Annotated in this window: 9 protein-coding genes; 6 read left to right on the forward strand and 3 right to left on the reverse strand. The window is 67.5% G+C overall.

The features are described 5' to 3' along the window. The first annotated feature begins 280 nt into the window (after positions 1–280). The 6 genes from nirB to B3098_RS25125 are packed head-to-tail and all read left to right on the forward strand — an operon-like array spanning position 281 to position 7,904. Positions 281–2,842 carry a nitrite reductase large subunit NirB gene (gene nirB, locus B3098_RS25100; protein ID WP_175121136.1) on the forward strand — a complete coding sequence of 854 codons (2,562 nt, stop codon included), beginning with the start codon at positions 281–283 and terminating at the stop codon, positions 2,840–2,842. After that, positions 2,842–3,192 carry a nitrite reductase small subunit NirD gene (nirD, locus tag B3098_RS25105; protein WP_279972093.1) on the forward strand — a complete coding sequence of 117 codons (351 nt, stop codon included), beginning with the start codon at positions 2,842–2,844 and terminating at the stop codon, positions 3,190–3,192. Before nirB ends, nirD begins: the two co-directional genes overlap by 1 nt. Positions 3,193–3,241: 49 nt before the next feature. Further along, positions 3,242–4,054 carry a formate/nitrite transporter family protein gene (locus tag B3098_RS25110; protein ID WP_056562246.1) on the forward strand — a complete coding sequence of 271 codons (813 nt, stop codon included), beginning with the start codon at positions 3,242–3,244 and terminating at the stop codon, positions 4,052–4,054. A gap of 10 nt (positions 4,055–4,064) precedes the next feature. Beyond that, positions 4,065–5,810: a bifunctional protein-serine/threonine kinase/phosphatase gene (locus B3098_RS25115; RefSeq protein WP_286899722.1), complete on the forward strand. Its 1,746-nt coding sequence runs from the start codon at positions 4,065–4,067 to the stop codon at positions 5,808–5,810. 12 nt (positions 5,811–5,822) lie between these two features. Then, positions 5,823–6,599: a uroporphyrinogen-III C-methyltransferase gene (gene cobA / locus B3098_RS25120; RefSeq protein ID WP_239212525.1), complete on the forward strand. Its 777-nt coding sequence runs from the start codon at positions 5,823–5,825 to the stop codon at positions 6,597–6,599. A gap of 42 nt (positions 6,600–6,641) precedes the next feature. Next, the gene (locus tag B3098_RS25125; protein WP_286899723.1) at positions 6,642–7,904 is read left to right on the forward strand and encodes a nitrate- and nitrite sensing domain-containing protein; all 1,263 of its coding nucleotides are present in this window, start codon (positions 6,642–6,644) and stop codon (positions 7,902–7,904) included. A gap of 9 nt (positions 7,905–7,913) precedes the next feature. Here the strand turns inward: B3098_RS25125 and B3098_RS25130 are convergent, their stop codons facing one another. The 3 genes from B3098_RS25130 to B3098_RS25140 all read right to left on the reverse strand — a co-directional run bounded on the left by B3098_RS25130 (position 7,914) and on the right by B3098_RS25140 (position 12,177). Continuing rightward, positions 7,914–9,440, reverse strand: a complete 1,527-nt coding sequence (locus tag B3098_RS25130; RefSeq protein ID WP_286899725.1) for an MFS transporter — start codon at positions 9,438–9,440, stop codon at positions 7,914–7,916. 63 nt (positions 9,441–9,503) lie between these two features. Further along, a complete protein-coding gene (locus B3098_RS25135; protein WP_239212519.1) occupies positions 9,504–9,959 on the reverse strand; it encodes a MarR family winged helix-turn-helix transcriptional regulator in 456 nt (151 codons plus the stop codon). A 100-nt stretch (positions 9,960–10,059) separates the two neighbouring features. Then, a complete protein-coding gene (locus B3098_RS25140; RefSeq protein WP_286899726.1) occupies positions 10,060–12,177 on the reverse strand; it encodes a transcriptional regulator in 2,118 nt (705 codons plus the stop codon). Positions 12,178–12,310 lie beyond the last annotated feature (133 nt).

Below are 12,310 nucleotides of genomic sequence, written 5' to 3' on the forward strand. Positions count from 1 at the left end.
CACGGATATGCACCGATACGAAGCACGCGCGCGGATCCGCGCGGATGGGCCGCTGCCCCTCATCGCGGCTTCGCACCGCCCTCCTTCCCTATGAATCGCAAGGGAATTTCTCCCGACACATCGCGCCTCGACATACCTGGCATGGACTTTGCTTAATTGCCTATGTGCGGGTGCAAACCCGGCAAGACAACGTGAGCAGTACCGGCAATGGCGCCCCGACCGAAAGGTCCAGGGCGCCGTTTGTCTTTTGAAACCGAAAATCCAAGCCTGGGGAAATCCCATGAATGCAGCGGCCACCTCCGATTCCTTGCAGACGCTGATTGTCATCGGCAACGGCATGGTGGGCCATCATTGCGTTGAGCAATTGATCGCCCGCGGCGCCCTCGAGCGCTATCGCATCACCATCTTTGGCGAAGAAACCCGCCGCGCCTATGACCGCGTCCATCTGTCCGAGTACCTGAACGGGCGCGACGCCGAGTCGATGGCGCTGGGCGAGGCCTCGCTGTATGAGCAGGACGGCGTGACGCTGCGCCTGGGCGAGCCCGTGCTGGACATCGACAGCCACGCCCGGGAAGTCATCACCGCCAATGGCCGCTTCGCCTATGACAAGCTGGTGCTGGCGACGGGCTCCTATCCCTTCGTGCCGCCCATCGCGGGCGCCGAGGGCAATTCGCGCCTGGTGTACCGCAGCATCGACGACCTGGACCTGATCCGCGAAGCCGCCAGCGGCGCGCGGCGCGGCGTGGTTGTCGGCGGCGGGCTCTTGGGGCTGGAAGCGGCCAACGCGCTCAAGTCGCTGAATCTGGAAGCGCACGTGGTCGAGTTCGCGCCGCGCCTGATGCCGGTGCAATTGGACGAGGCCGGCGGCGCGGCGCTGAAGGCGCGCATCGAGGCGCTGGGCGTGGGCGTGCACCTGTCGCGCGCCACGCAGGACATCAAGCCGGGCACGCAATACCGCTACCGCATGCGCTTTGCCGAAGGCGCCCCGCTGGAAACCGACCTGATCGTGTTCTCGGCCGGGATCCGTCCGCAGGTGTTCCTGGCGCGCAAGGCCGGGCTGGCGCTGGCCGAGCGCGGCGGTGTCGCCATCGACGACCGCTGCCGCAGCAGCGACGAACACATCTACGCCATCGGCGAATGCGCGTCGTGGAACGGCACGGTATTCGGTCTGGTTGCCCCCGGCTACCAGATGGCCCGCATTGTCGCGGCCGAGCTGTGCGGCGCGCCGGAACAGGCGTTTTCGGGCGCCGACATGTCCACGAAGCTCAAGCTGTTGGGCGTGGACGTGGGGTCGATTGGCGACGCGCACGGCGCCACGCCCGGCTCGCGCAGTTACCGTTTCATCGATGAGGCCGGCTCCAGTTACCGCCGCCTGGTGATCTCCGAGGACGGCAAGCGTGTCCTGGGCGCGGTGCTGGTGGGCGACAACAGCTACTACGACACGCTGCTGCAGTACGCGCAGAACGGCATCGCACCGCCCGCGGATCCGTCCAGCCTGATCCTGCCGCAAGGCCAGGCCGCGCCGCTGCTGGGCGTGGACGCCCTGCCCGCCACCGCCACGATCTGCTCCTGCCACAACGTCAGCAAGGGCGCCGTCTGCGACGCCATCGACGGCGGCTGTACGGACCTGGCGGGCGTCAAGGCCTGCACCAAGGCGGCCTCGGGCTGCGGCGGCTGCGCGGGCCTGCTCAAGCAGGTGGTCGAACACGAACTGGCCAGCCGCGGTGTCGTGGTGGACAAGAGCCTGTGCGAGCACTTTGCCTACACCCGCCAGGAGCTGTACGCGATCGTGCGCGTGAGCGGTGCCGAGACCTTTGAAGAAATCCTGGCCAGCCACGGCCGTGGTCACGTCGGCTGCGAGATCTGCAAGCCCGCCATCGGCTCGATTCTCGCGTCCTGCTGGAACCGGCCCATCCAAGACCCGCACCTGGTGCCGCTGCAGGACACCAACGACACCTTCATGGCCAACATGCAGAAGAACGGCACCTACTCGGTGGTGCCGCGCATGCCGGCCGGCGAAGTCACGCCGGACGGCCTGATCGCCGTCGGCATGGTCGCCAAGAAATACAACCTGTACGTCAAGGTGACGGGCGGCCAGCGCATCGACCTGTTCGGCGCGCAACTGCACGAGCTGCCCGGCATCTGGTCGGAACTGATCGCCGCCGGCTTCGAGACGGGCCACGCCTACGGCAAGTCCACCCGCACCGTGAAGTCCTGCGTCGGCAGCACCTGGTGCCGCTTCGGCGTGCAGGACAGCGTGAAGATGGCGCTGGACATCGAGCACCGCTACAAAGGCCTGCGCGCGCCGCACAAGCTGAAGTTCGCCGTGTCCGGCTGCACCCGCGAATGCGCCGAAGCGCAAAGCAAGGACATCGGCGTCATCGCCACCGAGAACGGCTGGAACCTGTACGTGTGCGGCAACGGCGGCATGCGCCCGCGCCACGCCGAACTCTTTGCCACCGACCTGGACGACGCCACCCTCATCCGCTACATCGACCGCCTCTTGATGTTCTACATCCGCACAGCCGACAAGCTGCAGCGCACGTCGGTGTGGCGCGAATCGCTGGAAGGCGGCCTGGACTACTTGAAGGCGGTCGTGATCGACGACAGCCTGGGCCTGGGCGCCGAGCTTGAAGCGCAGATGCAACTGGTGGTGGACCGCTACGAATGCGAATGGGCCAACGCCCTCAGCGACCCTGAAAAGCTCAAGCGCTTCCGCACCTTCGTCAACGACAGCCAAGGCGACCCCGACATCCAGTTCGTTCAGGAACGCGGCCAGCCCCGTCCGGCCCCGGCGCGCGCCGTCCAGCGCGTCATCCCGATTGCCGAGGAGATCGTCTGATGGCCGCCCTGCCCAACACCCAACCCGCCTGGCGCCACGCGTGCAACCGCCAGGACCTCGTCGCCAACTCCGGCGTCGTCGCCCTGGTCGACGGCGCGCAAGTCGCGCTGTTCTACCTGCCCGACGCCGAGGGCCAGACCTTGTACGCCGTGTCGAACCGCGACCCGAAGTCCGGCGCCAACGTCATCGGCCGTGGAATCGTGGGCCAGCTGGCCGGCGATCTGGTGGTGGCGTCTCCGCTCTACAAGCAGCACTTCCGGCTGGCGGACGGCAGCTGCGTGCAATTTCCCGAGCAGCGCCTGCAGACCTGGCAGGTGCGCTTGAACGGCGACGCGGTCGAAATCGCCTGACGGCCGCCGCAAACGTATTCATCACATCAGCACAGCAACAGGAAACATCATGTCCTACCTCGCTCCCTCCGAGTTCGTCACCAAGATGGTGGATGCCGGCGAATCGAAGCTTTACATGGCAACCCGCGACGTCCTGATCCGCGCCTTCATGGCCGGCGCCATCCTCGCGATTGCCGCGGTCTTCGCCGTCACCGTCACGGTGCAGACCGGCTCGCCCATCCTGGGCGCCGCGCTCTTTCCCGTCGGGTTCTGCATCCTGTACCTGATGGGCTTCGACCTTCTGACGGGCGTATTCGTACTGACCCCGCTGGCGCTCTTTGACAAGCGGCCCGGCGTCACGATGGGCGGCATCCTCAAGCACTGGGGCAAGGTCTTCGTGGGCAACTTCCTGGGCGCGCTGACCGTCGCCGTGCTGATGGCCATCGTCTTCACGTACGGCTTTTCGGTGCCGCCCAACAAGGTCGGCCAGGTCATCTCGCACATCGGCGAAGACCGCACGCTGGGCTACAAGGAATACGGTGCAGGCGGCATGCTGACCATCTTCATCCGCGGCGTGCTGTGCAACTGGATGGTGTCGCTGGGCGTCGTGGGCGCCATGATCTCGACCACCGTCAGCGGCAAGGTCATCGCCATGTGGATGCCCGTCATGCTGTTCTTCGCGATGGGCTTCGAGCACTCCATCGTCAACATGTTCCTGTTCCCGTCGGCCATGATCATGGGCGGCAACTTCTCGATCATGGACTACATGATCTGGAACGAAATCCCGGTGGTGCTGGGCAACCTGATCGGCGGCATCTCGCTGACGGGCCTGACGCTCTACACCACGCACATGAAGACCGCGCCCAAGCGCCGCTTCAACTGATCGCTTCAGCATGGACGGCTACTCTCCCGGCGCGCCCGCCGCCTCGCTGAAAGTGGCGGTGGGCCAGCACACCGATCCCGGCGTCAAGTCCGTCAACCAGGACTTCCACGGGCTGTGCGTGCCGGGCGAGCCGCTGCTGGGCGCCAAGGGCATCGCCATCGCGCTGGCCGACGGCATCAGCAGCAGCAACGTCAGTCACATCGCCAGCGAGACGGCGGTGGCCAGCTTTCTGGAAGACTATTACTGCACGCCCGAGACCTGGTCCGTGAAGAAGTCGGCCCAGAAGGTGCTCAGCGCGGCCAACGCCTGGCTGCATTCGCAAAGCCGCCAGCGCCATGGGCAGGACCAGGACAGCGGCTACGTCTGCACGCTGACCGTGATGGTGCTCAAGGGCGCCACCGCGCACATCCTGCATATCGGCGACGCGCGCATCTATCGCCTGCGGGATAGCGCGATCGAGCAGCTGACCGAGGATCACCGCGTCTGGGTCGCGCACGACAAAAGTTACCTGGGCCGCGCGCTGGGCCTGGCGCCGCATCTGGAAATCGACTATCACACCCAGGCCGTGGAACCCGGCGACGTGTTCCTGCTGGCGACCGATGGCGTGTACGAGCATGTCGGCGACGACGATCTGCGCGAGGCCGTGGCCGCCAACGCCAGCGATCTGGACGCCGCCGCGCGCGCATTGGTCGCGCTGGCGCTTGCCCGCGGCAGCGACGACAACCTGACCATGCAAATCGTGCGCGTCGACGCCCTGCCCGCGCGCCAGGCCGCTGAGATGGCGCAGTATTCCGGCAGTCTGCCCTGTCCGCCGTTGCTGGACGTGGGTCAGGCGTTCGAAGGCTTTCGCATCACGGACGAGCTGCGCGCCAGCAGCCGCAGCCACGTCTACCTGGCTGAAGACCTCGACAGCGGCGACACCGTCGTCATCAAGATCCCCTCGCTGGACCTGCGGCACGATCCCGCGTATCTGGAGCGCCTCTTGACCGAGGAATGGCTGGCGCGCCGCATCGACAGCCGCCACGTCGTGCGCGCCTGGCCCCGTACGCGGCAGCGCCGCTCGCTCTACACCGTGAGCGAATACATCGAAGGGCGCACGCTGACGCAATGGATTGCGGCCAATCCGCGTCCGGCGCTGGAACCGGCAATCGCCATCATCGAACAGATCGCACGCGGCCTGCAGGCGTTTCACCGGCTGGAGATCGTGCATCAGGATCTGCGGCCGGACAACATTCTGATCACGCCCGACGGCACGGCAAAGATCATCGATCTGGGCTCGGCCCGCACGGCCGGCATCCAGGAACTGGGCGCCGATGGCGACGACGCCATGCCGGTGCTGGGCACCGCCCAATATGCGGCGCCCGAGTACTTCCTGGGCGAAGCCGGCACGACGCGGTCCGACATCTATTCGCTGGCCGCGATCCTGTACCAGATGCTGTCCGGCCGCCTGCCGTACGGCGCCGATGTGGCGCGATCGCGCAGCCGCGCCGCGCAACTACGGCTGACCTACGTGTCGGTGCTGGACCGGGAACGCGAAATCCCGGCGTGGATCGACAGCGTGCTCAGCCGGGCCCTGCATCCCGACCCGCAGCACCGCACGCCCGAGCTGTCCGAATTCACGCACGCGCTGCGCAATCCGCCCGACGTGCGCGGCGGCGAACGCCTGCCCCTCTTGGAACGCAATCCGGTGGCTTTCTGGAAAGGCCTGAGCCTGATCCTGGCCATCGTGATCGTGATCCAGGCCCTGACCTCCTGAAACGAGACGACCATGCCCGCCACGAATCCCACCGTGTCCCTGATCGGCGCCGGCCCCGGCGATCCCGAGCTGCTGACCTTGAAAGCCGTCAAGGCGCTTGCCCGGGCCGACGTGGTCCTGGTCGACGACCTGGTCAACCCCGAGATCCTGCAGCACTGCCCCAACGCCCGCATCGTGCGCGTGGGCAAGCGCGGGGGCTGCCGCTCCACGCCGCAGGACTTCATCCAGCGCCTGATGCTTCGCTACGCCCGTCAGGGCCTGCGCGTGGCGCGGCTCAAGGGTGGCGATCCCTGCATCTTTGGCCGTGGCGGCGAGGAAGCGCAGTGGCTCAGCGACCACGGCGTCGCCTGCGAAATCGTAAACGGCATCACCGCCGGGCTGGCCGCGGCAACGTCGGCCGGGATCCCGCTGACGCAGCGTGGCATGGCCCAGGGCGTTACACTCATCACCGCGCATTCGCAGGACGGCGCAACGCCCGACTGGTCCGGCTTGGCACGCAGCGGCACGACGCTGGTGGTCTACATGGGCGTGGCAAAGGTGCTCGACATGACCGCCCAGTTGCTGGCCGCCGGCATGGCGCCGGACACGCCGGTAGCGATGATCGAGCGCGCGTCGCTTCCCGGCCAGCGGGTCTGTCCGTCGACGCTGGCCAGCATGGCGTCCGATGCCCAGACCTTCCGGTTGCGCAGCCCTGCCGTGCTGGTCATCGGCGAAGTTGCCGCCTGCCGGATGTTCGGCGTGCTGGACGACGCGGGCGGCGTGCTTGCGCCGCAACGCCGGACGGCCTGATTTCCGCGAACACACCGCGCCTCACCCCGCATAGAGATACCGATGGCCGAACGCCACATGCCGCCGCCGCTGCGTTTCCTGCTCGCCGCCCGCCGCAGCGAGCTTCAGGGACTGGAAGTCCTGGCCGCCACCTGCGACCTGGTGCTGCGCATCAGCGCGCTGGTGCACGCGCTGCAAAAGGAGCGCGGCTACTCCAACCTGACCCTTTGCAGCGCCGCGGACCGGCTGCAGCCGGTGCTGGCCGGCCTGTCGAGCGACGCGCAGGCCGTGGAAGCCGGCGTACGTGCATTTCTCGATGGACTGGAATCCGACCCCGCGGCCGGCAGCGGCCGGGCACGCTTGCTCAATTGCATCGCCTACGCCCTCTTCCGGCTGGACGAGCTGCCGGCCTTGCGCCGCGGGGTCCGCGACCGGCGCGTGGCGGTGGAAGAAGCCGATACCCGATTCACCCAGGTGATCGGCAGCCTGCTTGCAGTGGTCTTCGAAGCCGCCGACTCTTCACTCGATCCGGATGTCACGCGCCTGTTGGTGGCGCTGCTGAATTTCATGCAAGGCAAGGAACTGAGCGGCCAGGAGCGCGCCTGCGGCGTCATGGGCTTTACAGCCGGCTGGTTCGACGACGCCCGCAAGGCGCGCATGCTGGGCCTCGCGGCCAACCAGGCCCGCAGCTTCGGCGTCTACACGCAGTATGTGCAGGGCGCGCCACTGCAAGCGTGGGACCAGGTCCAGCAGCAGGCGCAACCCGTGCAACGTATGCGCGACATGGCGCAGCACACGTCGGACGCGCAGCGCGTCGACAGCGGCCTGGCCGAGTTGTGGTTTGACCTGTGTACGGCGCGCATCGACGCCATGCGCCACGTAGAAACGCAGTTGGCGCAGGAACTGGCGCAGCAGTGCGCCCGGCGCATCGCCGACACCCGCCAGGAACTGGACGACCGCCGCCTCCTGCTCAGCCGCTACACCGATCATGCCAGCGGCCGCGTCCCCAGCATGGTGTTCAGCGTGCAGAGCCGCATCATGGACGTGCCGCCCGAGGACGGCGTGGGCGGCGAGCTGGAACGGTCGATTCTGGACATGATGCGCGAGCAGACGCTGCGCATGCAGCACGCCGACGATGCGCTGACCAGTGTGCGTGGCGCGCTGGACGACAGAAAGCGCGTCGACCGCGCCAAGCTGCTGTTGATCAGCCGATACGGTTTGACCGAGCAGGCGGCGCACGAACGCCTGCAACGCGCGGCGATGGACGGCGGCCTGTCGCTGGCAGACGTGGCGCGGCAGATCATCGCGCAGCTGGGCGGCAACTGAACCCTGCCCCTAGCGGAACACGCGCTGGACCAGGCTGACGACGGCCGCCACCAGCGCCACGCCCGCAACGATTCGGAAATGATCCAGGCTGGCCAGCAGCACCGACTGCTGGTCCAGCAGTTGCGCGATCTGCGCCGTGGCAAGCTGCCGCGCCTGTGCTGGCCCCGCGGCCGCGGTGAAATAGGCGGTCAGCTGCGCCATCGCCGCCTCGAACTGCGCGTTGCCGGTCGCAATGCTTTCCCGCAACACCGTGTAGTGCCGCAATGTGAACCACTGCTGCCCGATGGTGGCCAGCATGATCCCCAGCGCCTGGCCGACCTGCGCCAGCATATTCTTGACCTGCTGCGCATGAGCGAACACTGCCGGGTCGCCCGTCAGGCCCGTAAAGGTCTGCATCGCGGTCGTGGGCATGAGGGTCATGATGAACATGCCGTAGCAGGCCAGCGCGGGAAACACGTCGGTCCACATGTTGGCCGTGGGCGTCACGCGTGACATCCACACCCCGAACGCCGCCAGCGCCAGGAAGCCGGTCACGAAGAACTTGCGCGGCGAGGGCCAGCGCGGCAGCAATTGCGACATCACGGCCCAGGTCAGCACGCCCGCCCCCAATCCCAGCGCAAAGAATTTGCCCGCGGTGACCCAGGCCTGTCCCAGCGCACGCTGCAGCATCACCGGCACCAGGTAGCCATTGGCCCCGAGCATCACATAGCAGACCGTGAAGAGCGCCAGTCCGCAGAGGAACCGTGCTTCGTTCATGCCGCCCAGCCGGAGCAGCGGCGCGCCGTTGCGCGTTTCCGACCACACGAAGTAACCCAGCGCGGCTACCCCCGCCGCCGCCGACAGCGCCAGGAGGCTGCCGTGGCTGAAGAAGTCGTAATACGCGCGCTGCAACGCATGCAGCACCAGGAAGCTGCCCGCGCCCAGCGCGGCGATCGGCAGCAGGCGCACGTTGCCGGCCAGGACAGATCCTGCCTCGCGTCCCGGCATGGCCAGCAAGACGGGCGCCATCGCCAGCACCGACAGCGCCGCGATCAGCCAGAACATCAACGGCCAGCCATCGTGCTCGACCGCCATCGCGGCCAGCCAGGGCGCCAGCGCGGTCCCCAGGCACAGACCGGTCGCCAAGGCCTTGATGCCCAGGAAGCGCGCGGGGCTGGGTGGAATCAGGTTGACGGTCAGCCGGGACGAGGTAAGCAACGCTGCGCAGCCCAGCGCCATCAACACGCGCCCCAACAGGAATTGCGCCGGGTCCTGCGCCAGCGCGCAGACCGCCGCGCCCATGCCGGCGGCGGCCAGCGACGCCAGCAGGTAGGCGCGCAAGCCCAGCCGATGCGTAAGCCAGCCCTGCAACGCGATCATCATGACCGCCACGCAGGCGTAGATGAGCGCGATGTGGGTGTATTCCTCGGGGCTGGCGCCGATTTCTCCCATGATGGGCGCTGCGCCAAAGGTGGCCATGCCGTTCTGCAGGAAGTCGATGAACGTCAGCGCGCCGATGACGAGGAGCAGCGAGACGGAAGGCTTAGGGTGGGACATGGTTCACAGCCCAGGCTGTATATGCCTAGGCAGATAAATGGATAAAAAAAAGCGCCCGGCAAATTACGCCGGCCGCGCGTTGATCAGGATTCGGGATAGCAGCTTGTGCAGCACTTGCGCCTCTGCCTCGGAAAAGCCGTCCAGCAGCCGGCGAAACGCCACTTCGGTGGCTTGGCGCGCCTGCGGAAAAGCCGCCTTGCCCTGTTCGGTCAGCTCGATCAGCGAACTGCGGCGGTCGGCTTCGTTTTCGACCCGGCGAATAAAGCCCTTGGCCACGATCCGATCCAGCAATCGGGTCATGGCGCCCGAGTCATAGGACAGCACCCGGCAGAAGTCGCTGAGCGTGCGTCCCCACCCCTTGACGATGCAATTGAGCACGACGTACTGCTGCACGGTGATCTGCAACGGGGCCAGATCGCGGTCCAGTGCGTCCAGAATGCCGTTGCGCACCGACGTCACCAGGAATCCCAGTTCGCCGGTGCACAGTTCGTCCAGCACGGAAGGAGTTGCGTTGCTCATGATGGGCCCGGCGCGCCGCCGTCGATATCAATGGCGGAATATTAGCTGCCTAGGCAGCTACCTAGCAAGCGGAATCTGGCGATGCGTGGCGAATGCTGCACTATCCGATTCCGATCCGCCGCGCGCCCTCGCGGAACAGCGCCTGCGTGTCGGGCTCCAGCCGGAACGACGCCAGGAAGTCGTCGACCCGGTAGGTCGCCTGCGCCTTGCGGATGGCGGGCAGAAACCCCAGCGCCTCGTCGGTCCGGCCGGCCAGCGACAGGCAACACGCGGCTATCGCCAGGATGTGCACGTGCGCGTTGGGGCGCGCGGCCGCCTTGATCGCCCATCCGGCCGCCTCGTCGATCCGGCCCAGCCGCACCAGCGCCAGCGCGCGCACGGCCAGCATGCCGAACAGCAGCGGATCGAACGGACTCAAGTGGCGCGAGTGATCGGATGCGCCGATGGCGGCTTGCGCATCGCCCATCTGGCAGTCGACAAAGCCGAGCGTGTAATGGCCCAGCGCGAAGTTCGGGCTGAGGTCCACGGCGATCTGCAGTTCACTGACCGACTGATCCTGGCTGCCGCGCAGCCACAGCGCCCGCCCCATCGCCCAATGCGCCGCCGGATCGCGGTCATCGGCGATCAGGCTCTGGCCGGCGGTGTCGAACGCCCGGTCGATGGCATCGCCCTGCTCGTCCCAACGCTGGAACGCGGTCTGCCAATGCGTGAACGACAAGCCCGCATAGGCCCGCGAAAACGTCGGATCCAGCCGCACCGCCATCTCGAAGAAATGCCGGGCCTGCTCATTGTCGGTACGGTTGAACCGGTACATATGCCACAGGCCGCGGTGATGCGCCTGCCACGCGTCCAGCGAATTGGGCGGCGTCAGGATGGCGCGGTTGCGCTCGGCCGCCTCGATCTCGATGTCGACGGACGCCACGATCCGGTTGCCGATCTCGTCCAGCGCCAGCAAGGCGTCATCGAACGGGTGATCCAGGACATCGGCCCAGACGATGCGTGCCGTGCGGGAATCGACCAGTTGCACGTCCACGGCAAGGCGCTGACCGTGGCGCCGCAGCGAGCCGCTGACGACATAATCCACGTTGAGCGTGCGGCCCGCTTCCTCCGGTCCGACGCTGCGCTGATCCAGCGCAAACACGGTGCCCTGCGCAATGACGAACAGGCTGCGCAGCTTAGCCAGCCGCGCGATAACGTCAAAGGCCAGGCCGTCCGCCAATCCGCCCCGTACACCGGCCTGCGCGGACCGGTCCACGAACGGCATGACCGCGATGGATGCCCGTCCGCGCCGGTCCGGCGGGAGCTCGGAAAGGCGGGAACGCAGAGCCGCTTCGGGCGTCGGCTGGAACGGCGGGTCGGCCGTGATCTGCGCGCCTGTCTCGGCCGTGATCATCGCCCCCGCCTCTTCAGGCCGCGGCGCCACCGCAAAAGCCGGATCCAGCACTTGACCCAAGCCCTGCCCCAACGTCTGCACGCCGCCCGCCCGCCGGGCGCGCACGTCACGCCACGCCTCGCGCAGCGGCCGCCCATCCAGCCCCTCGGCCTCAAACGCGCGCACAGCCGCAGCCAGATGTTCCTCGCCCTCGCGCCACTGCCCGCGCAGGCCCAGCGCGTCCAGCATCAGTTCATGCGCCTGCGCATCGAATGGCGCCAATTGCAGCCACTTGTCCAGGCAGGCGAAGCGTTCTTCCGCGCCCGCCGGCAGGCTTGCGGCCTGGTGCGCCAGCACGGCCGCGTGGCAGGCGCGCAGGCGCCGCCGCTGCGCGGTCTGCCAACTATGGAAGAACGGACTGCGGCCGATCTCAAGCCCTTCCAGGAAATCGCCCTGGAATAGCGCCAACAGGGCGCGCAGCCTGTCGGGACCCGCCTTGTCGATGCCGTCCTGCATCGCCGCGCCGATGTCCAGGACATCCACGCGGCAATCGGACAGGTCGAGGCGCACCGCGTCCTGCACCGTCTCGATCCGGCGGCGGCCCGGCTCATCCAGCAGGCCGCGCGCCTTGCTCAGGCACCAGCGCAGCTCGCCGCGCGGATCGTTCGGAATATCCCACAGCAATTCGCACAGGTGCGCCCGCATCACGGCGTTCGGGGCCAGCGCCAGGTAGGCGATCAACGCCCGCAGCTTGCGCGACGGCGGCAAGGCCAGCGGCGCGCCGCCGCGGCTGATCGCCAGCGGCCCCAGCATGCGCACGTGGATGCCCGCGCCGGCCGAATCCACGGCAGATTCCACGCCCGCTACCACGCTCGCCTCCACGCCCGGTTCTTATCGTGGTTTCCGGGGCGCACGGCACGCGAATTCCTTCGCGGCGCTGGTTGCATCACCCCGGCGCGCTGGCAATGGATGCTGTCGC

It is taken from the genome of Achromobacter sp. UBA2119 (genome assembly GCF_002331005.1).
Classification (GTDB): Bacteria; Pseudomonadota; Gammaproteobacteria; order Burkholderiales; family Burkholderiaceae_B; genus Achromobacter; species Achromobacter animicus.

Excerpts from the sequence above, each read along its gene's own strand:
- nirB (WP_175121136.1), top strand. The coding sequence starts at position 281 with ATGAATGCAGCGGCCACCTCCGATTCCTTGCAGACGCTGATTGTCATC.
- nirD (WP_279972093.1), top strand. The coding sequence starts at position 2,842 with ATGGCCGCCCTGCCCAACACCCAACCCGCCTGGCGCCACGCGTGCAAC.
- B3098_RS25110 (WP_056562246.1), top strand. The coding sequence starts at position 3,242 with ATGTCCTACCTCGCTCCCTCCGAGTTCGTCACCAAGATGGTGGATGCC.
- B3098_RS25115 (WP_286899722.1), top strand. The coding sequence starts at position 4,065 with ATGGACGGCTACTCTCCCGGCGCGCCCGCCGCCTCGCTGAAAGTGGCG.
- cobA (WP_239212525.1), top strand. The coding sequence starts at position 5,823 with ATGCCCGCCACGAATCCCACCGTGTCCCTGATCGGCGCCGGCCCCGGC.
- B3098_RS25125 (WP_286899723.1), top strand. The coding sequence starts at position 6,642 with ATGGCCGAACGCCACATGCCGCCGCCGCTGCGTTTCCTGCTCGCCGCC.
- B3098_RS25130 (WP_286899725.1), bottom strand. The coding sequence starts at position 9,440 with ATGTCCCACCCTAAGCCTTCCGTCTCGCTGCTCCTCGTCATCGGCGCG.
- B3098_RS25135 (WP_239212519.1), bottom strand. The coding sequence starts at position 9,959 with ATGAGCAACGCAACTCCTTCCGTGCTGGACGAACTGTGCACCGGCGAA.